The sequence below is a fragment of the Citrobacter sp. 21OH12SH02A-Citro genome, from assembly GCF_027919895.1.
GTDB classification, from domain to species: domain Bacteria; phylum Pseudomonadota; class Gammaproteobacteria; order Enterobacterales; family Enterobacteriaceae; genus Citrobacter; species Citrobacter braakii.
This window is the reverse complement of sequence record NZ_CP114801.1, coordinates 2,347,334-2,371,301: the sequence shown is the minus strand read 5'-3', so window position 1 is coordinate 2,371,301 and position 23,968 is coordinate 2,347,334. Positions and strand designations below refer to the sequence as shown.

21 protein-coding genes are annotated in these 23,968 nt (G+C 53.7%); 8 read left to right on the top strand and 13 right to left on the bottom strand.

The genetic code is table 11. From position 1 onward, the window contains the following. Positions 1 to 68: 68 nt before the first annotated feature. A complete protein-coding gene (pqqU, locus tag O6D90_RS11485; RefSeq protein ID WP_016156569.1) occupies positions 69 to 2,189 on the top strand; it encodes a TonB-dependent receptor PqqU in 2,121 nt (706 codons plus the stop codon). 30 nt (positions 2,190 to 2,219) lie between these two features. Here the strand turns inward: pqqU and O6D90_RS11480 are convergent, their stop codons facing one another. Together O6D90_RS11480 and O6D90_RS11475 are read right to left on the bottom strand one after the other, a co-directional pair. Next, positions 2,220 to 3,257 carry an NADP-dependent oxidoreductase gene (locus O6D90_RS11480; protein WP_016156570.1) on the bottom strand — a complete coding sequence of 346 codons (1,038 nt, stop codon included), beginning with the start codon at positions 3,255 to 3,257 and terminating at the stop codon, positions 2,220 to 2,222. 58 nt (positions 3,258 to 3,315) lie between these two features. Then, on the bottom strand, positions 3,316 to 3,891 hold the full coding sequence (locus O6D90_RS11475; RefSeq protein ID WP_016153140.1) for a helix-turn-helix domain-containing protein: 576 nt from the start codon (positions 3,889 to 3,891) through the stop codon (positions 3,316 to 3,318). 37 nt (positions 3,892 to 3,928) lie between these two features. On the opposite strand from O6D90_RS11475, the gene O6D90_RS11470 reads away from it, so the two are divergent. After that, entirely contained in the window at positions 3,929 to 4,447 is a 519-nt protein-coding gene (locus O6D90_RS11470) for a GNAT family N-acetyltransferase (RefSeq protein WP_016156571.1), read from the top strand. Next, positions 4,444 to 4,893, top strand: coding sequence for a DMT family transporter (locus O6D90_RS11465; protein ID WP_016156572.1), 450 nt, complete (start codon positions 4,444 to 4,446; stop codon positions 4,891 to 4,893). The genes O6D90_RS11470 and O6D90_RS11465 overlap by 4 nt, the downstream gene beginning before the upstream one ends. Before the next feature lie 66 nt (positions 4,894 to 4,959). Here O6D90_RS11465 and O6D90_RS11460 read toward each other — a convergent pair whose 3' ends face one another. After that, entirely contained in the window at positions 4,960 to 5,193 is a 234-nt protein-coding gene (locus tag O6D90_RS11460; protein ID WP_016153143.1) for a YdcY family protein, read from the bottom strand. 17 nt (positions 5,194 to 5,210) lie between these two features. Beyond that, positions 5,211 to 6,809: an ABC transporter substrate-binding protein gene (locus tag O6D90_RS11455; RefSeq protein ID WP_016156573.1), complete on the bottom strand. Its 1,599-nt coding sequence runs from the start codon at positions 6,807 to 6,809 to the stop codon at positions 5,211 to 5,213. 282 nt (positions 6,810 to 7,091) lie between these two features. Between O6D90_RS11455 and O6D90_RS11450 the strand changes: the two genes are divergently transcribed. Genes O6D90_RS11450 through O6D90_RS11440 form a run of 3 tightly spaced genes read left to right on the top strand, consistent with a single transcriptional unit; the run spans position 7,092 to position 13,547 of the window. Beyond that, the gene (locus O6D90_RS11450) at positions 7,092 to 8,405 is read left to right on the top strand and encodes an SrfA family protein (protein ID WP_016156574.1); all 1,314 of its coding nucleotides are present in this window, start codon (positions 7,092 to 7,094) and stop codon (positions 8,403 to 8,405) included. A gap of 4 nt (positions 8,406 to 8,409) precedes the next feature. Beyond that, positions 8,410 to 11,391: a virulence factor SrfB gene (locus O6D90_RS11445; protein WP_046275606.1), complete on the top strand. Its 2,982-nt coding sequence runs from the start codon at positions 8,410 to 8,412 to the stop codon at positions 11,389 to 11,391. Beyond that, entirely contained in the window at positions 11,388 to 13,547 is a 2,160-nt protein-coding gene (locus O6D90_RS11440; protein ID WP_016156577.1) for a virulence factor SrfC family protein, read from the top strand. The genes O6D90_RS11445 and O6D90_RS11440 overlap by 4 nt, the downstream gene beginning before the upstream one ends. Before the next feature lie 19 nt (positions 13,548 to 13,566). On the opposite strand, the gene O6D90_RS11435 is transcribed toward O6D90_RS11440, so the two are convergent. Further along, positions 13,567 to 13,740, bottom strand: a complete 174-nt coding sequence (locus tag O6D90_RS11435; protein WP_016153148.1) for a GhoT/OrtT family toxin — start codon at positions 13,738 to 13,740, stop codon at positions 13,567 to 13,569. A 192-nt stretch (positions 13,741 to 13,932) separates the two neighbouring features. Between O6D90_RS11435 and yncL the strand changes: the two genes are divergently transcribed. Then, positions 13,933 to 14,028: a stress response membrane protein YncL gene (gene yncL, locus O6D90_RS11430; RefSeq protein ID WP_071524268.1), complete on the top strand. Its 96-nt coding sequence runs from the start codon at positions 13,933 to 13,935 to the stop codon at positions 14,026 to 14,028. Between the two features lie 119 nt (positions 14,029 to 14,147). On the opposite strand, the gene O6D90_RS11425 is transcribed toward yncL, so the two are convergent. Next, complete coding sequence (locus tag O6D90_RS11425; protein ID WP_016156578.1) at positions 14,148 to 14,927, bottom strand: AraC family transcriptional regulator; 780 nt, start codon at positions 14,925 to 14,927, stop codon at positions 14,148 to 14,150. A gap of 101 nt (positions 14,928 to 15,028) precedes the next feature. On the opposite strand from O6D90_RS11425, the gene O6D90_RS11420 reads away from it, so the two are divergent. Next, positions 15,029 to 16,156, top strand: a complete 1,128-nt coding sequence (locus tag O6D90_RS11420; RefSeq protein WP_016156579.1) for a multidrug effflux MFS transporter — start codon at positions 15,029 to 15,031, stop codon at positions 16,154 to 16,156. 194 nt (positions 16,157 to 16,350) lie between these two features. Here the strand turns inward: O6D90_RS11420 and patD are convergent, their stop codons facing one another. From patD to O6D90_RS11385, 7 genes are all read right to left on the bottom strand, one after another. Next, entirely contained in the window at positions 16,351 to 17,778 is a 1,428-nt protein-coding gene (patD, locus tag O6D90_RS11415) for an aminobutyraldehyde dehydrogenase (RefSeq protein ID WP_016156580.1), read from the bottom strand. Positions 17,779 to 17,799: 21 nt separating this feature from the next. Next, positions 17,800 to 18,606, bottom strand: coding sequence for an ABC transporter permease (locus O6D90_RS11410; protein ID WP_016156581.1), 807 nt, complete (start codon positions 18,604 to 18,606; stop codon positions 17,800 to 17,802). Next, positions 18,596 to 19,540, bottom strand: a complete 945-nt coding sequence (locus O6D90_RS11405; protein ID WP_016153152.1) for an ABC transporter permease — start codon at positions 19,538 to 19,540, stop codon at positions 18,596 to 18,598. Before O6D90_RS11405 ends, O6D90_RS11410 begins: the two co-directional genes overlap by 11 nt. Further along, complete coding sequence (locus O6D90_RS11400) at positions 19,541 to 20,557, bottom strand: ABC transporter ATP-binding protein (RefSeq protein ID WP_016156582.1); 1,017 nt, start codon at positions 20,555 to 20,557, stop codon at positions 19,541 to 19,543. 16 nt (positions 20,558 to 20,573) lie between these two features. Continuing rightward, positions 20,574 to 21,719 carry a putative ABC transporter substrate-binding protein YdcS gene (gene ydcS, locus O6D90_RS11395; RefSeq protein ID WP_137379725.1) on the bottom strand — a complete coding sequence of 382 codons (1,146 nt, stop codon included), beginning with the start codon at positions 21,717 to 21,719 and terminating at the stop codon, positions 20,574 to 20,576. A gap of 329 nt (positions 21,720 to 22,048) precedes the next feature. Then, positions 22,049 to 23,458 carry a PLP-dependent aminotransferase family protein gene (locus tag O6D90_RS11390; RefSeq protein WP_016156583.1) on the bottom strand — a complete coding sequence of 470 codons (1,410 nt, stop codon included), beginning with the start codon at positions 23,456 to 23,458 and terminating at the stop codon, positions 22,049 to 22,051. 92 nt (positions 23,459 to 23,550) lie between these two features. Further along, positions 23,551 to 23,967 (bottom strand): type II toxin-antitoxin system HicB family antitoxin, encoded by a 417-nt coding sequence (locus O6D90_RS11385; protein ID WP_131382557.1) that lies wholly within the window; start codon positions 23,965 to 23,967, stop codon positions 23,551 to 23,553. Between the last annotated feature and the right edge of the window lies 1 nt (position 23,968).

The window sequence follows — 23,968 nt, the reverse complement described above, 5'->3', positions numbered from 1 at the left end:
CTTTTATAAAAAAATTCACGCGCTTATCGCCGGTATTACGGCGTAAGCATCATTAACTGGCCTTGTTCATGACGATTTTTGCATCCCGCTACACTGCACTTCCTGTTTCTTTACTGCCTGTCTTCCTCTCGCCTTATGCCGTGGCAGAAAGTGAGATAAACGATCAAACGCTGATCGTTAGCGCGACACCACAGTCCGTTTCTGAACTGGACACCCCTGCCGCCGTCAGCGTCGTTGACGGAGAAGATATGCGTCTGGCAACGCCGCGAATTAATCTGTCTGAATCCCTGACCAGCGTCCCTGGGCTGCAGGTGCAAAATCGGCAGAACTACGCCCAGGATCTCCAGTTGTCGATTCGCGGATTTGGTTCGCGAACCACTTATGGCATCCGCGGCATTCGTTTGTATGTCGACGGGATCCCGGCAACCATGCCGGATGGGCAGGGTCAAACATCCAATATTGATATCAGCAGCGTACAAAATATTGAGGTTTTACGCGGCCCCTTCTCTGCTCTGTATGGCAATGCGTCTGGTGGAGTGATGAATGTCAGCACTGAAACGGGACATGAGCCGCCAACCCTTGAAGCCAGCAGTTATTACGGCAGTTTTGGCAGTTGGCGCTACGGGTTAAAAGCAACGGGCGCACTGGGAGATGGTACACAGCGAGGGGATGTGGATTACACCGTTTCAACAACCCGGTTTACCACCCATGGTTATCGCGATCGCAGCAGCGCCCAAAAAAATCTGGCCAATGCCAAACTGGGCGTGCGCATGGACGATACGAGCAAACTAACCCTGATTTTCAATAGTGTAGAGAGTAAAGCTGACGATCCTGGTGGTCTTACCGAGTCGGAGTGGCAGGCCAATCCGCAGCAATCTCCCCGCGCTGAGCAATACAACACGCGAAAAACCATCAAGCAGACCCAGGCGGGGTTGCGCTATGAACGCCAGCTTAGCGCGAAGGATGATATCAGCATCATGACTTATGCGGGCGAGCGTGAAACCACTCAGTATCAGTCAATCCCGATGGCCCCGCAGTTAAAACCCTCTCATGCCGGAGGCGTTATTACCCTGCAACGTCATTATCAGGGGATAGACAACCGCTGGACTCACCGTGGCGAGCTGGGTATACCCGTGACCTTCACCACCGGTCTGAATTACGAAAACATGAGCGAAAACCGTAAAGGCTACAACAACTTTCGCCTTGATGATGGCGTGCCAGAATATGGTCAGAAAGGCGACTTACGACGTAACGAACGTAACCTGATGTGGAATGTCGATCCCTATCTGCAAACCCAGTGGCAATTAACGCAGAAACTCTCGCTGGATGCCGGGGTTCGCTACAGTTCGGTGTGGTTTGATTCTAACGATCGCTATATTACGCCTGGTAACGGAGATGACAGCGGTGACGCCAGCTATCACCAGTGGTTACCTGCCGGATCGTTAAAATACGCCATCACCGATGTCTGGAACGTCTACCTGGCCGCGGGACGTGGGTTCGAAACGCCCACCATCAACGAGTTGTCTTACCGCTCCGACGGCCAAAGTGGAATGAATTTTGACCTACATCCTTCCACAAACGATACCGTGGAAATCGGCAGTAAAACGCGTATCGGCGATGGGCTGTTTACCGCAGCGCTATTCCAGACCGATACCGATGACGAGATCGTGGTTGACAGCAGTAGCGGCGGGCGGACAACCTACAAAAACGCTGGAAAAACCCGCCGTCAGGGAGGTGAGTTATCCTGGGACCAACGCTTTGCCGCAAGCTGGCGCGTAAAAGCAGCATGGACCTGGCTGGATGCGACCTACCGCAGCAACGTCTGTGGCGATCAAAACTGCAACGGCAACCGCCTGCCTGGCATTGCGCAAAACATGGGATTTGCTTCGCTGGGCTACGTGCCTGATGAAGGTTGGTATGCGGGAACTGATGTTCGTTATATGAGCAATATTATGGCCAATGATGAAAATACGGCGCAAGCCCCGTCCTATACCGTAGTGGGTTTAAATACCGGCTATAAATTTTATTACCGCAGTCTGATGATCGACCTGTTCGGTCGGGTGGATAATCTGTTTGATAAGTCCTACGTCGGTTCGGTGATAGTGAATGAGGCAAATGGTCGATATTACGAACCGGCGCCAGGACGAAACTATGGCGTAGGGATTAATCTGGCCTGGCGTTTTGAGTAACACTGGCGGGAATGACTCCCGCCATCCGTTTTACGCATCGTCTGCAAGACGAATCACCACTTTACCGAAGTTTTTGCCGGTCAGCAGGCCGATAAAGGTCTGCGGCGCATTTTCCAGACCGTCGGTGATTTGCTCGCGGTAATGGATTTTGCCCTCTTTAACCCAGCGCCCCATCTCCCGCTGAAACTCCTGAATGCGGTGACCATAATCCTGACCAATGATAAAGCCCTGCATCCGGATTCGCTTTTTCAGCAGCGTTGCCATCAGCAAAGGTAATCTATCGGGTCCGCCTGGAAGCGATGTGGCGTTGTAACCGCTGACCAGTCCGCACAGCGGAATGCGCGCAGAGGTATTGAGTAATGGCAGAACGGCGTCAAATACCTTGCCGCCGACGTTTTCGTAGTAAATATCGATCCCCTGCGGACAGGCTTTTGCCAGCTGTTGCGCAAAATCTTGTGCGTGGTGATCGAGGCAGACATCAAAGCCCAAGACCTCGGTGGCATGTCGGCATTTCTCTGCCCCGCCTGCAACCCCGATCACCCGGCAGCCTTTGAGCTTACCAATCTGCCCTACCGTTGCGCCAACCGGGCCGGTGGCGGCGGCCACAACCAGCGTTTCCCCCGCTTTTGGCTGACCGATATCCAGCAGCCCCATATAAGCAGTAAATCCTGGCATCCCCATCACTCCCAGCGCCCAGGAGGGATGTTCAGGATTATCGCCAAGCTTCACCAGCCCGTTACCGTCGGAGATGTCATAGTCCTGCCAGCCGCTGTAGCTCAGCACCCACTCGCCTGGCTGGTAATCAGGATGGTTGGAGGACACCACGCGACTCACGGTCCCGCCAACCATCACGCCGCCAATCTCTACCGGCGGGGAGTAAGACGGCTCATCGCTCATGCGTCCACGCATGTAGGGATCGAGGGAAAGAAAAATGGTGCGCAGCAAAACCTGGCCTTCACCCGGCGTTGCCACCTCATCGTCTTCAAGACGGAAGTTTTCCGGGACCGGCGCGCCATGCGGGCGGGAAGCCAGTACCCAGCGGCGATTGCGATTAGTCTGTTGACCCATGATGTGCTCCTCTGCTTTTGGCATGATTCCATCAATAGTAGCAGCCTGTGCCCGCCAGTTAGCTGACGACATGATTTAACCGCACAACCAGGTAAACGCAGGGTTGTGCGGTTTCATTGATAAACCGACAATCATTCGGCGGACCAAGCTCCAGGCAATCGCCAGCCCGCATTTCATGACGCACGTCCCCTTCCACAAAGACCAATTCCCCCTGCTGTAGCCAGATAAGTTGTCTTGCCTGCACGTAGGAAGAGGCTGGCATCGGGATATCGCTTCCGGCAGGCAATTCTATCTGCACCAGATCAATAGGCAGATCGCTGCGCGGTGAAACGTGGCGGCGCAGATAGTGGCTTTGCGGGTCGTGCCACACAGGCTGATCAGCGAAGCGCAGCAGCTTGCCCTCCTGCATTTCGGCCCGCGCCATCAGCATAGACATGCTGATACCAAAGGCACCGGAGAGCCTGCCCAGCAGCGTGGCCGTTGGGCTGCTCTCACCGCGCTCTATTTTATGGATCATCGCCCGCGACACGCCTGCGCGCTCAGCGAGTTCCGTCAGAGACCAGCCGCGAGATTCCCGCTCAATGCGAATTCTTGCACCGATCCGTTGATTTATGCTGTCTTCAATAGTATTCATATTGTAATACTATAGTGAACAACCCCTGAGGTTCAACATGTCCATTCGATTTGCCAGCAAAGAAGATTGTGCCGCCATTGCAGAAATCTACAACCACGCGGTACTGCATACGGCGGCTATCTGGAACGATCAAACGGTCGATGCCGAAAACCGTATCTCATGGTATCAAGCCCGCCAGTTGATGGGCTATCCGGTGCTGGTGAGTGAAGAGAATGGCGTAATTACAGGGTACGCCTCCTTTGGCGACTGGCGTAACTTTGATGGATTCCGTCATACCGTTGAACATTCGGTATATGTCCATCCTGCTCATCAGGGTAAAGGCCTGGGACGAGCGCTGCTCAGCAGACTGATAGAAGAAGCCCGCGCGTGCGGCAAGCATGTGATGGTTGCGGGCATTGAGTCTCAGAATCAGGCGTCGCTGCATCTGCACAGCACGCTGGGTTTTAAAACCACCGCGCAAATGCCACAGGTTGGCACGAAATTTGGGCGCTGGCTGGATCTGACTTTTATGCAGTTGCAGTTAGACGATCGCCGCGAACCGGATGCCAGCAGATGAACCAGACGCTAACCCTCTCCTTTCTGATTGCCGCAGGTATTGGTCTGGTGGTGCAAAATACCTTGATGGTACGCATCACGCAGACGTCCTCGACGATCCTCATCGCCATGTTACTTAACTCGCTGGTCGGGATCGTGCTGTTTGTCAGCATACTGTGGTTTAAGCAAGGTATGGCGGGGTTTGGGGAACTGGTTTCCAGCGTGCGCTGGTGGACGCTAATCCCTGGCTTGCTGGGATCGTTCTTTGTTTTTGCCAGCATCAGTGGATACCAAAATGTGGGCGCTGCAACCACTATCGCGGTGCTGGTGGCCAGCCAGTTAATCGGCGGACTGGTGCTGGATATTCTGCGCAGTCATGGCGTACCGCTGCGGGCGTTGGTGGGACCGGTCTGCGGCGCGGTGCTGCTGGTCGTTGGGGCCTGGCTGGTGGCGAGACGTTCGTTTTAATTGCGCTTATCCGGCCTGAACATGCAAGCCGGATAAGGTGTTACTTCGCCATCTGGCAACAACGAATTAAAGGATTGTGCCGCCTTTGGTCAACTGTTCGCGACGGGTTTCCATATCCTCTTTATGCTGACGGCCATGATGTGCGATAGCCGTACGCAAACGCTGTTGCTGGGTGTAACGTTCTTCCCGGCTCAGCACGACATCATCGCTGAGTTCAATCAGCAATTCATTCATATGCGTAATGACGCTCTCTTCAATGGCGGCATCAACACGTGCGCTGACCTCATCCAGATGCGACATAACCTCTCCTTAACTCATTAATTTAATTTTGCTTTTGAAAAATCGCTGCCCATCAGGCTAACGCTGTATCCGCTGACGTTGCTGCGCGTCGCGTAAAACGTTTTCCCGTTTGCCAACGCGATCCACGGAGCCTGCTGGTAGAAAATCTCTTGCGACTGCTGGTAAAGCGCGGCGCGTTCTTCCGGTTTACTCACCAGTTTCGCCTTTTGAACCAGCGAATTATACTCTTTATCACACCAGCGCGCGGCGTTAGATCCGGTTTTAATGCTGTCACAGCCCAGCAATACATCGGCGAAGTTGTCCGGATCGCCGTTGTCTGACATCCAACCGAACAACGCGGTGTCATGCTCACCTTTACGCATTCCGGAGAGATATTCGCCCCACTCGTACGACACAATTTTCGCCTTCACGCCAACCTTCGCCCAGTCGCTTTGGATCATCTCGGCAATCCGTCGGGAGTTCGGGTTGTATGGGCGCTGAACCGGCATTGACCACAGCGTCGCTTCAAAGCCGTTTTCCAGTCCCGCCTGTTTAAGCAGATCTTTCGCTTTCTGCGGGTCGTAAGCGTAATCCTGCAGATCTTTATTGAACCCCAACATATTCGGCGGAATTGGCGATTTTGCCACCGTACCGGAACCTAAAAAGACGGCGTTAATAATGGCCTTTTTGTCTGTCGCGTAGTTAAGCGCCTGACGCACCAGCACGTTATCAAACGGTTTTTTCTCGGTATTAAACGCCAGATACCCGACGTTCAGCGCTTCAACCGAATGCAGCGTCAAATCTTTATTCTTCTTAATCTCGTCAAACTGTACGGGCGCAGGCGCCGGAATTATCTGGCATTCATTGGTTTGCAGTTTCGCCAATCGGGTCTGAACGTTTGGCGTGATTGAGAAGATCAGGTGCTTCGTGGGGACGGCGCCGTCCCAGTAGTTGGGGTTGGCGAGATAGCGGATTTGCGAATCCTGCTTGTACTGCTGCAACACGTATGGCCCGGTGCCAATTGGCCAGTTATCGACGTTTTCCGGGGTGCCTTTTTTCAGCATCACGTCGGCATATTCTGCAGAGAGGATGGAGGCAAAATCCATTCCCCAGTCGGCAAGAAACGCGGCGTTAGGTTCATTAAGGATAAACTGAACGTGATAATCATCGACCTTCTTCACTTCTTTAATCAGTTTATCCAGACCGACATCATTGAAGTATTCGTAGCTTCCCTGAGAAATTTTGTGGTACGGATGATCGGCATCTTTCTGTCGTAATACCGAGAAAACCACGTCATCAGCGTTGAAGTCACGGGTTGGTTTGAAGAATTTATTACTGTTGAATTTCACGCCCTGACGCAGGGTAAAAGTGTAGGTCTTACCGTCCGGCGAAATCGTCCAGTCCGTTGCCAGAGACGGAACTGGCGTATTTTTTACCGGATCAAAATTGATGAGTCGGTTGTAGAGCACCTGTGAGCTGGCCACAAACGATGGACCGGAACTGGCGATTTGCGGGTTAAATGACTCTGGCGACGCTTCTGAGCAGTAAATGAGAGTGTCAGTATTGGCCGCGAACGCCGCGCCTGATGGTAAGACGGCGCTGAGCGCCAGCGCGAGTAACGTTTTCCTTGCAATCATGGTTATAAGCCTTCTTATTTTATTATTAACCGGGATATCAGAGCATAGCTGACAAAAACTGACCAATAACAAATCACTATCAGGTTATTCTAATCCGGTGTATTTCGCTGAATAATTCATCACCCTAAGCGAATTAATTTCCCTTAAGTCTTTTTCAAAACGTCAAGATTTTTCCCGGCACTCTATGCCATGAAAATTCGCCCCTTTTTGCCTCTCTTCCACCGTTTGCTCGTTTTTATAAAACGTAAAGTAGATACGTGAAGAAGTCTAAGGGGTAACAACGTGGCAAAAACTCTCTTGCGCAGCGGCAATTTGGATGACTATCAGGCCGTGGGCGGCGGTGGTCAGGCCGTGTTTGATTCAGCATTGCAAATTCGTGAAACGCTTCGCCTGCGTAAACAGCAGGCGATGGTGGATTGTCTGGCGATCCCACAAATTAACGACAACGGCGATCGCGTTGACTGGTATTCGCCGATTGAAGGGAAAGCCGTTGCATGGAAAGCCGCTGATGAAGAGGCCCGTTTTCGTGCGCTGCGCTATCTGGGGAGCACGCTGGAAAATGCGGCGGCGCTGAGCCGTAAAAGTCTGCAATCGGGTAAAACCTCTCTGCAACTGTTTGGCTCACTGCTGGAAAAAGCCATCCAGTTTCCTGGTGAGAATCACGTGTTTCTGGTTGAAGGTAAACCCGTTATTACGTTCTGGGGTTTCGTCAATCTGAATGAAAATCCTCGCGACGATGTGCTCGATTGCCTGCGCCTTGCCGATATTCCTCCGGTCGTCACCGTAGCAGAGCCTGAGCCGGAAGAAGAAATCACTGCCCAAATCACCTTCGCCGAGGCCGAGACGCCTTTGCTGACTCCAGTGGTTGAGCTACCTAAACCGGCTGAACCTGAACATGAACCACAACCCCCGGTCGTTGTTAACGAACCGGAAGTCTCGCCGCCGCTCGCACAGAAGAAACCCGCACGCCGCCTGCCGTTGTGGAGCCTGCCCGTTGCCGCGGTGATCATTGCAGCCATGGTTGGACCGCTGCTGTGGAAGCAACAGCCCACCCCGCCCGTACCCGCTGTTCCCCCTGCAGACGTCGCTAAGGCAGATATGGCACCGCTGCCAGAACTGACATCTGCACTGCCGCTGCATCGGGCTGAAGTGGTTCCGGCTGCCAAAAAAGAAAAACCTGTCGAAGGACCGGTCGTGATCGCCGCGATTCCGAAAGATGCGCTGGTGATGGATGCCAACCAGATGAAGGCAGGAACGACGCGTTTTCTCAACGGTAACTGGCGCGTAATGGTTGATGTTAAAGATCCGGTTAGCGGTAAAGCGCCGTCGCTGCGCTATCAGATCCAGGCCAATAAAGGCACGGCGCGCGTGGTTCATGGCGACAATATTGTTTGTCGTGCCGAGATTTTCTCCGGTTTGCATCAGTCAGGTGAATTAATGATTAAGAGTCGCGGGAATGCCCGTTGTACGGACGGGTCACGTTATCCGATGCCGGAAATTACCTGCAAAGCGGGAACCAATGACGTCGCCGCCTGTACCGCACGTTATGACGATCACGCGGAAATCCCTCTGACGATCAAAAAGATAGGTGCCTGATTTTATGTTGGTGAATCTGTGTGACTACAAACAGAGCGTGACGCTCATCGCCAATAGCGGTGTGCAATTTCTGGATTTTGGCCTGACGCCGCAGGAATCAGCGCATCATGGCCGCTTTGTGCGCAAAACGGCAAACGGTCCCCTGCTGCGGCTGGATTTCGATCTGACAACCGGACGTTATACCTTACCAGGCAGCACCGGCGGTCAGCCCGAAGTGGTGAAGCCGGAAAGCACCCAGAAGCTGCATTATTCGCTGGACGTGCTCGACGGTGTCTGGCTGCCGCTGCCGTTCCTGCGCTTCAACCCGCCGCGTACGTTTGTTGAAGGCCCGGATAACTGGGCGCGCGTACAGGTGCGAAAGCTGGCGCAACCTGACAGCGCGGGCAACACCCACCGCGTCACCGTGGCGCTGGACAGCCAGCTCACTGAAAATGCCCCTGCGGCGTTAACCCCCAACGAAAATGACCTGCTGAACGGTACGCGATTTGCGCTGGCCTGGCATGACAACGAAATTGCCGATTTCCTCGACCAGACCTGGATTGACGGCTGGTTGCGCGAATCCTTTATGCATCATGTCACACAGCATGAGAACCGCTCAGAACAAGAGATCCAGCAGGCGCTGCGTAACTTTGAATATCAGGCGCACTGGCTAAATGTGCTGACCCTGTTAGGCGAGCAGCTTTCCGTCCCGGAAGTGAAACTGGTCACGCATACCCTCAGCACGCCCGCCATTCCCGTTGATCTTATCCTGGATATCGGTAACACCCATACCTGTGGCGTCCTGATTGAAGATCACGGGGATGCCAATGACGGACTGCGCCAGACAGCCGAATTGCAGGTGCGTTCGTTAAGCGAGCCACAGTTTCTCAACGATCCGTTGTTCACCAGCCGACTGGAGTTTTCCGAAGCGCGTTTTGGTAAGCAGCACTTTTCCGTGGAGAGCGGCCGTGATGATGCCTTTATCTGGCCGTCGATTGTCCGCGTTGGCGATGAAGCCCGAAAGCTGGCGATGCAGCGCATGGGCACTGAAGGCAGCAGTGGGATCTCCAGCCCGCGCCGTTATCTGTGGGACGAAACGCCGGTGTTGCATGACTGGCGCTTTAGCCAGATGAATGGCAAAACCCAGCGCGAACCACTGGCTACCGCCTTCCCGCTGATGAACCTGATGAATGATGACGGGCAACCGCTGTTCAGCCTGCCGCAGGATGATCGTCTGCCGGTATTCTCACCGCAATACAGCCGCAGTACGCTGATGACGCATATGTTGTGCGAAATACTGGCCCAGGCGCTGGGGCAAATTAACAGCGTGGCGACGCGTTTGCGCCTCGGATTCCCGGCATCTCCTCGTCAGTTGCGTACGCTGATCCTGACCCTGCCGTCGGCGATGCCCAAACAGGAGCGCGAGATTTTCCGCCTGCGCATGTTTGAAGCTATTGCGTTGGTCTGGAAAGCAATGGGCTGGCACCCGCAGGATGAAGACTTCACCACCCGTAAACAGCAGGAAAAGAGCGTGGTTCCCGTACCTGAGATCCAGATGGAATGGGATGAGGCCAGCTGCGGGCAACTGGTGTGGCTGTATAACGAAGCTATCTCTCACTACGATGGCCACACCGAATCGTTCTTTAACGCCCTTGCCCGCCCGGACCGTTTGCCGGAGCCTGGTGAGACTAAAGGTCGTGCGCTGCGCGTGGCATCGATCGACATTGGCGGCGGGACAACGGATATGGCCGTCGTCCACTACCAGCTTGATGACGGCGTGGGTACAAACGTCAAAATTACCCCGCATCTGCTGTTCCGTGAAGGCTTTAAGGTTGCGGGCGATGACATGCTGCTGGACGTGATTCAGCGTTGCGTGTTGCCTGCGCTGCAAACCCGTCTGCAACAGGCTGGCGTGACCGACGCCGCCGCATTGCTGGCTACGCTATTTGGCGATTCCGGGCGCATCGACACCCAGGCGATTTTGCGTCAACAAACGGCGTTACAACTCTTTATGCCGCTCGGTCATGCGGTACTTTCAGCCTGGGAACAAAGTGATATTAACGATCCGGTAGCGGGTCTGCATGCCACCTTTGGCGAACTCCTGAGCCAGCAACCAACGCGCAACGTACTGAATTACATCCAGCAGGCTATCGATCATGCGTTACCTGCGGGATCGCCAGCGTTTGATGTGCTGAGCGTGCCGTTACAGGTGCAGTTCAGGCAGTTACAAGAAGCGTTACTGGCGGGCCAGTTTACCCTGACCTCCCCACTGCACGCGGTCTGTGAGGCCATTTCACACTATCGCTGCGATATTTTATTAGTGACCGGCAGACCCGCCTGTTTACCTGGCGTACAGGCGTTGATCCGCCATCTGCAGCCCGTTCCGGTTAATCGTATGATCTGGATGGATAACTACCGCGTACATGAGTGGTATCCGTTCAGCCAACAAGGGCGGATTGGTAACCCCAAATCCACCGCAGCAGTTGGTGCCATGTTGTGTAGCCTGGCGCTGGATCTACGCTTGCCGCGTTTCAACTTTAAAGCTGCCGATATCGGCGCTTACTCGACCGTACGTTATCTCGGCGTGTTGGATAATACGGTCAATACGCTGCGCGATGAGAACATCTGGTATCACGATATCGATCTGGATAAGCCCGGCGCGAAACTGGATGCCCGCCTGCACTTCCCATTGCGCGGCAACGTTACGTTAGGTTTCCGTCAACTGGCCAACAGCCGTTGGCCTGCCACACCGCTGTATACGCTCAGCATAAATTCTGCCGAACTGGCAAAAACCATCGCCGGAGATGGCGTGTTGAATGTACGGCTGCAGCTACGCGGTGGTAGCAAAGAAAGCGGCCCGGAATTCTTCGTACTGAGCGATGCGTGGTTACAGGATGGCACTCCCGTTGCCGCCAATGCCTTAACGTTAAAACTGAATACGCTGGCAGACCGACGCCATAGCGGGAGCCATTACTGGATTGATAGCGGGAGCGTGTACCTGAAATGAGTAAGATGTTAAACACCGCGCAGGCCGCCATCGAGTGGGTAACTGATACCCGTCAGCGTGCGGCGCGTCTTGATGATGAAGCGGATGCCCTGTTGGCACAGCTCACCCTGGCCACTGTTAATGAATCTGCGTTGAAGACGACCTTTTCATCGCGAGGATGCGTTGGGCTTTACGGACATTCGCAATCGGCAAAAGCGCACCTGCTCACAGCATTGTGCAGCAACGCCAATGGCAAAGTGAATATCGTTACCCCGGATCGCAGCTTTGATTACTTTTCACATATTAATCCTGGTCATGCGCCAACCAATATGGCGATCCGCTTTACGCGTGATGAAAATCCGCTCGATGGTGAATGGCCGTTGCGCCTGCGGCTACTCAGTGAAGCCGAACTGGTACAGCTATTTATTACCCAGTTCTGTGCGCTTGCGGACAACCGCCAGGTCGAGAAATCGATTATTGAGGCGCGCCTGGAAAAATGGCAAACGTTGCGCCAGCGTCATCCGGTGCCGGGCATTACCGCGCATGATGTCGCGGCAATTGGTCGTTTCTGGCGCGCCTGCGTACCGGCCAGACAACAGCAATTTGACGACGCGCTATGGCATCAGTTTGCCACGCTGCTACCCGCTCTGGATCTGACTACCCGGGCAAACGCCTGGGCGTTACTGTGGGGAGAACAACCAGAGTTGACGCAACAGTGGTTGGCGCTGGCGCATACGCTGCAACAAACCGGGAGCGCGCAAGAACTCGCGGCTCCGCTGAGCCTGCTGGTTGACCATTTTGGTTTACCTGCCGAGAGTTTCCTGACTCAGGTAGCATTGAACGGGAATGAGGCGCAAAGCGATGTGGTGGTTCATCCAATAGAAAATGATCAGTTGCTCAATGCGGTCAGCCTTTCTCAGGCTTCGCTGGCGCTGCTCACGCGCGAGCTGGTCCTGACGGTTGAAGACGCGGTACTGGAGAATGTCGATCTGCTGGATATTCCCCTCGCCCCGGATGTTCATCCCCATCCATTGTGGCAGGCCAAATTAGGCTGGATGCTGGAACATTATCGCCAGCATCTGCAACCGGATGTACTTTTAATCTGTAATGCGGTATCTACCCGCTCCCAGACGCCCGCCATCACCCGCAAACTACTGGGCTGGGTTAACGACACTCAGCCCGTACATGACGCCGCATTGCCGGGAGTGGTCTGGGCCATTACTCCGCAGGATGCGCGGTTTAGCACTCAGCAAAATCTTGATGAATCTGTGCAGCAATTAATGGGCAAGCCCGGACTGCACTGGGGCACGCTGCAGGCGCTGGATAAACACAGCTTACAACGCCTCGTCGAATGGCTGACTCAGGCAACCTCGCCCCAGCAACGCCAGGCGAGATTGACCTCCCTGCGTGAGCAGCACCAGCAGCGCGTACGCGAAACCCTGATCGGCTGGATTAATCCCGTTGAAACCGAATCGGGTAGCAATGAGTCGGTGATCCGCCAGCTCCAGGCCCAGGCGGCAAAGCATGGCGAACTCCTGGACGGTTTGCTCCCGCCGATGCGCCTCTTTGAGTCGCTGCTGCGTGTTCAGCAGCCGCGCGAGGAACAGGTGAGCGGATTATTTAATGAAGAGATTGACCTGTTTGCCGAGGTGCGTGACACACCGCACTCGCCGGAAAGCAAAGAGACCGGGTATCAGGCGCACAAAATGTGGGTTAACCACGTGCGCCAGTGGTGTCGCGATGAAAATAATGCGCGCCGTTTACGTCTCGAGCCGCGTACGCTAAGGCAGGTTGCCGATATCCTCGTCACCACCAGCTATCGGCTGGAGATGCCGCAACGCTTACAGCGCATTATGCAGCGAGAAAACGTCTGCGCCGCGCAGCTTCACGCCGATATTGGGGATTTTATTACCTGGCTTGGATTTGCCAGCGTGGCAGAGGAACAGCGTCCGGCCAGCAGGATCCAAAAAGGATCGGCTATTTTTAGTGCCCCGGCGCAACAGCCGATGTTACGGTTGACGAAACTGGATGAACAACCTTCGCATGGCGCAAGCCGTTACGTTTACGACTGGCTGGTCGCTTTGTATACCCGCGCCAATGAAAACGTGGGATATCAGCATCCGCAGGATGTTTGCGCAGCCGACAAAAAACGATTAGATGCCCTGCTTTCCTCCTGAAACGGCGTTTACGCCGTCATCAGAAGAGAGAAAACATTAACGCGACGGGAAAACTCATCGGCCAGGTCGCCCCGACTAATACCGCGCTGAGAAAACGAATCCGCTTTTTATCGCGGGAAAGAAACCAGGTGATGATTGCCGTGATAGCGGCCATCACCGCATAAAAAACCAACATTTTTTGGTACAGAGACATGTCAGGCATCCGGGCCGAAAGGTAAAATCGCGCGCAATATGCTCTTTTTCATGACCCACATCAAGTTTTATTAATTATTTTAAGAGAAACGCCGGTAAAACAAGCCGTTTTCATTATGTTCAGAATCCGTACTATTGCGGATAGTTATAACCCGTACTATACCCATAAGGGTTAAAACGAAAGGTGGCACAAATGAATGTTTCCAGTAAAACTGTGGTGCTGATAAATATATTTGCTGCTGTAGGACTTTTCAGTCTGATTTCCGCAAGGTTTGGCTGGTTTGCTTGATGTCGTTCTTCTTGATTAATTGCAGCGTCCGCTGGCAGAGAGGCTCTTCTCTCTGCCATTAGTACACGATTTTCCCACTCTCCTGCCACCCGGTAAATTATCCTTAGTATGTAATCCCCCTAATCCTTCTGCGGCATTATATTGCCCGCATAACGGCTCGGTGTTGTGCCGGTATGCTGATGGAAAAAAGCGATAAAAGCACTGTCACTGACAAATTCCAGATATTGCGCCACCTGGCTGATCTGCCCCCCGTCAGCCAGCATCTCCATGGCTTTTAATAGTCTAAATTGCTGCCGCCAGCTCTGATAATTCATCCCGGTATCCCTGGTAAATATTCGACTGATCGTCCTGTCACATGCCCCAACCCGTTGGGATAATTGATTTAGTCGTGGTGGCAATTCGCCCATGCGTACTCCTTCAAGCCACACGTTCAGCCGTGGATCTGAGGGAAACTGCAACGTCCAGTTTTCACTGTGGGCGGCCCGCATTTCCTCACAGAAAACGGTGATAAGGCTGGCCTGCTGCGCGGCAGGCATTTCCCACGGCCAGAAAGCCATACGTTCTATTACTTCAAAAAAGAGAGGATTAACGTCGACTATCTGCAGCGGTAACTTAGATAACGGCAATGTAGTTGAAAAATACAACGAACGATAAGCCATCACCCCGCGCATTATGGCGCGATGTACCGTACCAGCCGGGATCCAGACCGCGCGCCGTGGCGGTAGCAGACACAGGGCATGCTCCAGCTCAATTGTAATGCTTCCCGCTGCCGAAAAAAGTAGCTGATGACGAAGATGGCTATGCCGGCCGGAATCGTGTACGCCCATCTCGGAGGCAATCCCGATTACCGGTTTATCAAAGCTATCCGCATCGAAATCATCATCCGGGGCAATTTCCATTATCTGTCCGATAGTTGATATTTAAAGTCTTGATAATGGTAATGCGACACCTCCCTTTCAGCAATAATGCTCGCCAGTTTTCTGTCTCTCTGGATATTGCTATGAACACTCTTCGCCGCCCGCCGCTATGGCTTCTTACTTTGCTGATTATGTTTCCGCAACTGGTGGAAACCATTTATAGCCCGGCATTGCCAGGAGTCGCCACGTCTTATCACGTAAGCAGTGAGCGCGCGGCGCAAACACTCTCCGTTTATTTTATTGCCTTCGCCATCGGCGTGGCGATATGGGGTTGGCTGAGCGACTGCATCGGTCGACGTTGGGCGATGCTGGCAGGACTTATCTGCTATGGGTCAGGTTGTGCCCTGGCCGTGGTTGCCACTGACTTCAGCGTTTTGCTGCTGGCGCGGATGATCTCAGCCATCGGCGCGGCTGCCGGGTCAGTGGTGGTACAGACCATGTTACGGGACACTTTTGAATCAACTGCGCTATCCCGCGTCTTTTCCGTGATGGGCGCTGCGCTGGCATTGAGTCCCGTTTTCGGCCTGCTAAGCGGAGGTTGGTTGGTTAGCCTGTATGGTCATACCGGTGTATTTATTGCCCTTGTGCTGCTGGCGCTGCTACTGCTGCTACTGACTGCGACCATGCTGCCAGAAACCCGGCCCGAAAATACGCTCAGCCCCAGCCTTGCTGCACTGCTCACCCGCATGATGCGTGACCGCGAGCTGTGGAAAAATACCATGCTGGTTGCGCTGCTGAATACCATGCTGTTTAGCTATTACAGCCTGGCTCCGTTTCTTTTCGGGCAATTGGGATGGAGTTCCAGAGCCTTTGGCTGGACGGGGGGACTACTTGCGTTTGCTTCGCTGTCGGGCAGCCTGCTGAACCGGAGATTATTGACGACAGACCTGACGTCGGAACAGAGGGTACGTTATGCCTGTGCGCTGGCAGCATTGTCAGGCCTCGCCGCGTGGTGGTTACAGCACTCCGCGTGGATTCTGATACCGGTTTTCGGCGCGGTGATTGCCTATGGCATCGCAATCCCTAATGTGCTGAGTCAGGCCCTACGCCACTATCGTGAACAGGCCGGGGCCGCCGGTGCATTATTCGGATTAAGCTATTACCTGTTGCTGGGAATGATGCTGGGGGTGGCAGGCATGGTGCAACAACTGGGGCTGGTTCTGAGCGTCTGTGCGCTACTCGCCTGGATTTGCAGCTTGCGCCGCGGATAACCGGATGACGATCCTGAAAGCACAAAGCCCTGACATTAATAAGCCGGGGCTTTGTTGTATTAATAGCCTGACCTCGCGGATATTTCCAACTTACCGCCGTCCGATGGCGACGAGGCCAGTGGCGCGAATAATATAGACACACGTTTGCCAGTATTTAGCTATCCGTGCCGCATTTATCGCTCGCGCTTAATACATTACTCATGCTTGATCATGACATGGCGAACAATCGTGTAATCTTCCAGCCCGTAAACCGACATATCCTTGCCATAACCAGACTGTTTTTGTCCACCGTGCGGCATCTCGCTGACCAGCGTGAAGTGGGTATTGACCCAGGTGCAACCATACTGCAGGCGAGCGCTAAATCGATGCGCGCGCCCCACATCCCGAGTCCAGACGGAGGATGCCAGGCCGTATTTCGAATCGTTAGCCCACGCCAGCACCTGATCTTCATCCTCAAATACGGTGACGCTGACCACCGGACCGAAAACTTCCCGCTGCACGATAGCATCTTCCTGTTTCGCCCCGGCCAGCAGCGTCGGAGCAAAGTAGTAGCCTGCGCCGTCCACTTTTTTACCACCGGTGATGACTTTGATATGCCCCAGTGCTTTGGCTTCATCGACCGCTTTAGTCACGCGATCGAGATGCGCCTGCGAGCTTACCGGCCCCAGCTCCGTCGATTCGTCATTCGGTGCGCCGATTTTCAGGCTGGCAACCGCGGCACCAAGTTTCTCAACCAACGCGTCATAAATGCCTTTCTGGGCATAGATTCGACAAGCGGCGGTACAGTCTTGTCCGGCGTTGTAATACCCAAAGGTTCGCACGCCGCTCACCACTGCATCCAGATCGGCATCATCAAAAATGATGACCGGGGCTTTGCCGCCCAGCTCCATATGTGTGCGCTTAATCGAAGGCGCGGTGTGCTGGATAATGTGTTCACCGGTCGCAATGGAGCCGGTCAGGGAAACCATCCGGACTTTTTCATGACCGGTCAGCGGGTCACCCACCGTTTTGCCACGGCCAAACAGCACGTTGATAACGCCAGGCGGATAAATATCTTTGGCAAATTCAGCCAGTTTAAGTGCCGTTAGCGGGGTAATTTCTGACGGTTTAATCACCACACAGTTACCCGCCGCCAGCGCCGGTGCCAGTTTCCACGCCGCCATCATCAGCGGGTAGTTCCACGGCGCGATAGAGGCCACCACGCCCAGCGGATCCCGACGAATCATCGACGTATGCCCTTCCAGATATTCTCCGGCCGCCTGTCCTTGCAGGGTACGAGCTGCCCCGGCGAAGAAGCGGAAAACGTCGACGATTGCCGGAATTTCATCGTTAAGGACACAGTGCAGCGGCTTACCACAGTTAAGCGATTCCAGCTCAGCGAAGGTTTGCGCGTTATCGGCGATAGCATCCGCCAGTTTCAGCAGCAGTTCGGAACGGACTTTCGGTGTGGTTTGTCCCCAGGTGGCAAATGCGCTGTCTGCTGCACGTACCGCCGCATCAACCTGCCCGGCTGACGCCTCGGCAATCTCCAGAATGCGTTCTCCAGTGGCAGGGTTATAGACTGGCTGCTTTTCACCTTCACCGTTGACCAGCTCGCCATTAATCAGTAATTGATGTTGCATAGCAATTTCCCATATCGTCGTTTATTTACCGTTTCCGGCGAGAGAGTCGCCTTCACGCGTTAGCCACCAGGCCCCTAAAATTGGCAGTGTTGTCACCAGCATTACCAGCAATGCCACAACGTTGGTGACAGGCACATCTCGTGGTCGACCCAGTTGATTGAGCAGCCACAAAGGAAGTGTTCTTTCATGTCCGGCGGTGAACGTTGTCACGATGATTTCATCAAACGACAAAGCAAACGCCAGCATCCCTCCCGCCAGCAGTGCCGATGCCAGGTTTGGCAGCACGACATAACGAAAGGTTTGCCAGCCGTTGGCGCCAAGATCCATAGACGCTTCAACCAGACTCCATGAGGTACGGCGAAAACGCGCCACGACGTTGTTAAATACCACCACCACGCAAAACGTCGCATGGCCGACCACGATGGTGAGAAAACCGGGTTCCAGGTTGATAGTTTTAAACGCCGTCAGTAGCGCCAGACCGGTAATAATCCCCGGCAGCGCGATCGGCAACAGCAGCAACAGCGATATTGCGCTTTTACCAAAAAAGTCCCTGCGCCACAGTGCGGCAGCGGCCAGCGTCCCCAGAACGAGAGCAATGGCCGTCGACAATGCAGCGATTTTAAGTGACAACGTCACCGATTCCAGAATATCGCTACGTTGCGCCGCAACGCTAAACCACTTCAGCGTTAACCCCTGCGGTGGAAAACTAAAAGCAGCCTCCTCAGTATTAAAAGCATAGGTGGCGATGATGAGGATGGGAAAGTGCAGGAAAATAACCCCGCCCCATGCCGCCAGTTTGAGTAACCAGGGTGCGCGTTCAGAGTGCATCAAAAGCTCCCAGACGCTTCACGAACGCCAGATACAGTGCGATTAACACAATCGGCACCAGAGTAAATGCCGCCGCCATCGGCATGTTGCCGATCGCCCCTTGTTGCGAATACACCATATTGCCGATGAAATAGCCTGGCGGTCCCACCAGTTGCGGCACGATAAAATCGCCCAACGTCAGAGAAAAAGTAAAGATCGACCCCGCCGCGATACCGGGTATCGCCAGTGGCAGGACCACGTAGCGGAAAGTCTGATGCGGACGAGCGCCCAAATCAGCGGAGGCCTGTAAGAGCGAAGGCGGAAGTCTCTCCAGCGCGGCCTGTACCGGCAGGATCATAAACGGCAGCCAGATGTAGACGAACACCAGAAAACGCCCTAACCCTGAAGTCGACAACGTATTGCCGCCGACCGCTGGCAGCGTCAGGAACGAAAGCAGCAGAGGCTCCAGTCCCAGATGAGTTAAAAACCACTGCGCCACCCCGTCTTTAGCCAACAGTAACGTCCATGCGTAGGCTTTAACAATGTAGCTGGCCCACATCGGCAACATCACAGCAATGTAAAAAAAGGCTTTCATTTTGCCACTGGTATATCGCGCCATATACCACGCCATCGGAAACGCCAGAATCGCGCTGGCAATGGTGACTGCCACCGCCATCGTCAGGGTACGCAAAATGATGTCGTAGTTGGCGGGATTAAACAGCGCCTGCAAATTCGCCAACGTCAGATCGGGCGTGACCGACATGGTGAAATCATCGAAGGTATAAAAACCTTGCCACAACAGCGTCAGTAATGAGCCGAAGTAGACGATCCCAAACCACATCAGCGGTCCGAGGAGCAGCAAAAACAGCCCCAGTCCCGGATTACGCCAGAAGAACCCTGAGATCCGGTTCAGACTTGTCGACTGTGGAGGCGAATGTAAGACATTCATAGCCATTCACCTCTCCTCAACCAGCGGTACCATCACGTCGCGTGACCACGATGCCATCACCTGTTGACCTGGCGACAGCGTTGTTGGCAGCATTTCTCCCGTCAGGTTCGCCTGGCTAACCAGCAATTTTTCACCGCCAACAAGTTTCAGCTCAAAACGTGTTGCGGCGCCCTGGTACTGCACCGCCTGGATAACCCCCCGGGCCTGGACTTCACCACTGGTATCATTCAAGCGAATGTGTTCCGGACGCAGGGAAAACATACCCTGTAGCCCGCAAACGTTCGCTGACATCGTTTCATCAAAAACATTTGACGTCCCGACGAAACTTGCCACAAACGGTGTGCGCGGACGCATGTACAGTTCACGCGGAGAATCCACCTGTTCGATGCGACCATTATTAAACACCGCCACACGATCGGACATCGACAGGGCTTCACCCTGATCGTGGGTGACAAAAATGAAGGTGATACCCAGGGATTGCTGTAACTTTTTCAGTTCCAGCTGCATCTGCTCACGCAGCTTAAGATCCAATGCCCCGAGCGGTTCATCCAACAGCAGGACGCGCGGTTCATTGACCAGCGCGCGGGCAATCGCTACGCGTTGCCGCTGACCACCGGAGAGTTGCGATGGTTTGCGTTCATAAACAAAACCGAGCGCAACCTTATCCAGCGCTTCACGTGCTTTGGCGTGACGCTGTTTTTTGTCAATACCTTTGACCATCAGCCCGTAGGCGACATTGTCGAGAATCGACATATGCGGGAATAGCGCATAATCCTGAAATACCGTATTGACGTCCCGTTCCCAGGGCGGCAATTCGCTGGCCTGCTTACCAAAAATGGTGATTGCGCCGCCTGACAGTTGCTCAAACCCTGCAATAAGGCGCAGACAAGTGGTCTTGCCGGAGCCGGATGGCCCCAGCATAGAGAAAAACTCACCGTCGTTAATCGCAATACTCACCCCATCAACTGCACGAACATCCCCGTACAGACGCGAGACGTTATGAAACTCCACTGCGTACGTCATAAAACCCCCAGCGGAATTAACGACCGCCCATAATGGCGATGTAATCCTGCGTCCAGCGACTGTAAGGAACGAATTTGCCACCTTCTGCGATCGGCGTTTTCCAGAAGGCAATTTTGTCAAAGTAGCTATAGCCGTTGGTTTCACAGCCCTTTTCACCCAGCAGCGGGCTGGCTTTACAACCTTCAGGCACGACTGGCAGAGAACCAAACCAGGCTGCGACGTCGCCCTGAACTTTCGGGGTTAATGACCAGTTCATCCATTTGTAAGCGCACACCGGGTGTTTGGCTTCGCTGTGCAGCATGGTGGTATCAGCCCATCCGGTAACCCCTTCTTTTGGGAAGACCGTGGCAATAGGCTGGCCTTCTCCTTTCAGGGCGTTCGCCTGATAAGGCCAGGCGCTGGACGCCACCACACCTTCGTTTTTGAAGTCGCTCATTTGCACGGTGGTATCGTGCCAATAGCGATGGATCAGCGCGTGTTGATCGTTCAGGACTTTGATCACCGCCTGATACTGTTGTTCGGTGAGTTGATAGGGGTCGGTAATGCCCAGTTGCGGCTGAGTCGCCTTAACGAATAATGCAGCATCGGCAATATAGATCGGGCCATCGTAGGCTTGAACGCGCCCTTTATTGCTTTTTCCGTCCCCAAGTTTTTGCTCAACAAATACCACGTTCCAGCTATCCGGCGGCGTTGGGAAGATTTTGGTGTTGTACATCAGCAGGTTTGGCCCCCACTGGTACGGTGTGCCGTAAACTTTTCCGCCAACGTTAAACCACTCGCCTTTGACCACGCGCGGATCGATGCTTTTCCAGTTAGGGATCAGCGCGGTATTAATCGGCTGAACGCGTTTTCCCATAATCAGACGCAATGAGGCATCACCGGAAGCGGTAACCAGGTCGTAGCCGCCTTTTGCCATCAGGCTGACCATTTCATCAGAAGTGGCCGCTGTTTTAACATTGACCGCGCAGCCGGTCTCTTTCTCAAACTGCGAGACCCAATCATATTGTTTATCGGTCTGTCCACGTTCGATGTAGCCCGGCCAGGCAATAATATCCAGACGGCCTTCCGGTTTATCTAAGGATGTCGGGGGTTCGGCTGCCTGTGCAGTCATCAGTGTCATACTGAGTGCGCACAGGCTACTGAGGGCAAACTGCTTGCTCATAACGTCTTACTCCTGTCTAAAAAATATTGAGCGGCAGCCTTGCCGTAAATATATGTCCTTTCCTAAAAATAGTCGGGGTGTTGTAAGCGTTCCTGCTGGCGCAAGGAAATTTAATCAGGTTGTGAGCTAACGCTCATTACGCTACTGACGCTGATCGGGAGCTTTAATCTTCTGGAGTATAGACAAGGAGTTAGGTGCAACGGTGGCAATAGTAAGAACTATTGATTTTTTGTATGGTAGCACCCGATATAAATAACATCGGGGTTAGGTATTCTCTATTTCGAAAATAAGAACGCGCTATTCTTTTATATTGAATAGCGCGTTACGTTTTATTTCATCATCTCGCGAATTAATTTTCCCAGCTGTTTCACTGCCTGTTCCTCACGCTCTCCCCAGTGCCATGCGGTATTAAAGCGAAAAAAACGAGTCCAGCTCCCCGAGGTCGAAAACATTTTTCCCGGTGCAATGCTGATATGGTGCGCCAGTGCCTGGGTGCTGAGCGCGCCTGCATCAAGCGGTTCAGGCAGTTCCAGCCACAGAAAATAGCCGCTGTCGTTATGGTGAATTTTGACTTCCGCCGGAAGATGACGCAGCAACGTTTGCCAGGCCTGCTGTTTGCGTTCCGCCAGTTGACGGCGTAAGCGGCGCAGATGCGCGTCATAGCGCCGGGTTGACAGATAATCCACGAGCGCAAGCTGCATGGGGGAACTGGTGGATAACGTGCTCATGAGCTGGAGTCGCTGAATACGTCGAGCATGCTTCCCGGCCGCCACCCAGCCCACGCGAAATCCGGGCACCAGGCACTTCGAGAAGGATGAACAATGCAAAACGCTGTCGGCGCGATCCCAGGCTTTGGCAGGCAGTGGTTTTTCGCGACCAAAGTACAGCTCGCTGTAGACATCATCTTCTATCAGCATTACATGATATTTTTCCAGCAATGCGACCAGGTGCGCCTTTTTCTCTGGGCTGAGCGTAAAACCCAGCGGATTTTGGCTGTTGGTCATCAGCCAGCAGGCTTTTACCGGATACTCCTGCAACGCTTGCTCCAGCGCGGTAAGATCGATCCCCTCTTTCACGTCGGTGGCAATTGAAAGCGCCTTCAGCCGTAATCGCTCCAGGGCCTGCAACGCCCCATAGAAACAGGGATTTTCGACAATCACCCAGTCTCCCGGTTCGGTAACTGCCTGCAGGCTCAGGTTGAGGGCATCCAGCGCACCGGTAGTGATGACAATTTCATCAGGTGAAATGGTCATCCCCTGTTGAGCATAGCGGCGGGCAATGGCATGGCGCAGCTCATCATTTCCCGGCGGCAGGTTTTCTATCACGCTCATGGCGGTCGCGGTTTTACTGACCTGCGCCAGCGAGCGGTTCAACTGCTGGAGGGGAAACAGACGCGGGTCAGGGAATGCAGAGGCAAATGGCATCACTGACGCATCCCGGCTGGCCTGCAGCATATCAAAAATATAGGTGTTGATATCCACCGCTTCATCGCGCATCACCTGCGCCTGCGGCGCTGCCAACTCACGTTCAGGGCGCGCGGCAACATAGTAACCCGACTGCGGTCGGGCGATAATCCGACCCTGACTTTCCAGCAACTGATATGCATGTCCGACGGTCATAAAACTCATGCCACTGCTGACCACCTGCTCGCGCAAGGATGGCAAGCGATCGCCGGGCTGCCATACGCCAGACGCGATTTGATCGCGAATTTGCTCAGCCAGTCGCTGGTATTTTTTCATTTTTCGTCCTGATAATTGGTGTCGGTGACAAGCACTGTATATATCAGTTTACATAATCAAGGTGTTTTTTATAACTGTTATAGTTAACAGTTTTACAACATCGTTACTGACAGCTCCTTGCCTAAGGCGCGTGCAGCTATTTGCACAGCATCAATTTTTGTCGCGTGCTTTAAATCGAACAAACGGGTAATTTCCTGCTTAGGCCTGCCAATCCTGTTTGCCAGCTCCTGCTGGGTGATTTTTGATTCAAGAAAGGCATTTAACAAAAGAACCTTCGACGCAATGCTCAGGGGGATTTCCACATAGTCACCTTCAGTGCCAACCGCCGAAGGTAAAGGAATCGGTTCGTTATCGTCGAAATAGAATTCAAAAGCGGTCACCAATGCAGACTGCGCAGCCTGCAAAGCCCCATGACGGGTTTCGCCCTGGGTTAATGCTTCAGGAATATCCGGGAAAGAAACCACGAATCCACCTTCCACGGCGGGGATTAGATTAACGGGATAACGCATG

Excerpts from the sequence above, each read along its gene's own strand:
- O6D90_RS11400 (WP_016156582.1), bottom strand. The coding sequence starts at position 20,557 with ATGACGTACGCAGTGGAGTTTCATAACGTCTCGCGTCTGTACGGGGAT.
- pqqU (WP_016156569.1), top strand. The coding sequence starts at position 69 with ATGACGATTTTTGCATCCCGCTACACTGCACTTCCTGTTTCTTTACTG.
- O6D90_RS11425 (WP_016156578.1), bottom strand. The coding sequence starts at position 14,927 with ATGGAAATTGCCCCGGATGATGATTTCGATGCGGATAGCTTTGATAAA.
- ydcS (WP_137379725.1), bottom strand. The coding sequence starts at position 21,719 with ATGAGCAAGCAGTTTGCCCTCAGTAGCCTGTGCGCACTCAGTATGACA.
- O6D90_RS11480 (WP_016156570.1), bottom strand. The coding sequence starts at position 3,257 with ATGGGTCAACAGACTAATCGCAATCGCCGCTGGGTACTGGCTTCCCGC.
- O6D90_RS11405 (WP_016153152.1), bottom strand. The coding sequence starts at position 19,540 with ATGGCTATGAATGTCTTACATTCGCCTCCACAGTCGACAAGTCTGAAC.
- O6D90_RS11445 (WP_046275606.1), top strand. The coding sequence starts at position 8,410 with ATGTTGGTGAATCTGTGTGACTACAAACAGAGCGTGACGCTCATCGCC.
- O6D90_RS11435 (WP_016153148.1), bottom strand. The coding sequence starts at position 13,740 with ATGTCTCTGTACCAAAAAATGTTGGTTTTTTATGCGGTGATGGCCGCT.
- O6D90_RS11385 (WP_131382557.1), bottom strand. The coding sequence starts at position 23,967 with ATGCGTTATCCCGTTAATCTAATCCCCGCCGTGGAAGGTGGATTCGTG.
- O6D90_RS11390 (WP_016156583.1), bottom strand. The coding sequence starts at position 23,458 with ATGAAAAAATACCAGCGACTGGCTGAGCAAATTCGCGATCAAATCGCG.
- yncL (WP_071524268.1), top strand. The coding sequence starts at position 13,933 with ATGAATGTTTCCAGTAAAACTGTGGTGCTGATAAATATATTTGCTGCT.
- O6D90_RS11465 (WP_016156572.1), top strand. The coding sequence starts at position 4,444 with ATGAACCAGACGCTAACCCTCTCCTTTCTGATTGCCGCAGGTATTGGT.
- O6D90_RS11470 (WP_016156571.1), top strand. The coding sequence starts at position 3,929 with ATGTCCATTCGATTTGCCAGCAAAGAAGATTGTGCCGCCATTGCAGAA.
- O6D90_RS11410 (WP_016156581.1), bottom strand. The coding sequence starts at position 18,606 with ATGCACTCTGAACGCGCACCCTGGTTACTCAAACTGGCGGCATGGGGC.
- O6D90_RS11420 (WP_016156579.1), top strand. The coding sequence starts at position 15,029 with ATGAACACTCTTCGCCGCCCGCCGCTATGGCTTCTTACTTTGCTGATT.
- O6D90_RS11475 (WP_016153140.1), bottom strand. The coding sequence starts at position 3,891 with ATGAATACTATTGAAGACAGCATAAATCAACGGATCGGTGCAAGAATT.
- O6D90_RS11455 (WP_016156573.1), bottom strand. The coding sequence starts at position 6,809 with ATGATTGCAAGGAAAACGTTACTCGCGCTGGCGCTCAGCGCCGTCTTA.
- O6D90_RS11460 (WP_016153143.1), bottom strand. The coding sequence starts at position 5,193 with ATGTCGCATCTGGATGAGGTCAGCGCACGTGTTGATGCCGCCATTGAA.
- patD (WP_016156580.1), bottom strand. The coding sequence starts at position 17,778 with ATGCAACATCAATTACTGATTAATGGCGAGCTGGTCAACGGTGAAGGT.
- O6D90_RS11440 (WP_016156577.1), top strand. The coding sequence starts at position 11,388 with ATGAGTAAGATGTTAAACACCGCGCAGGCCGCCATCGAGTGGGTAACT.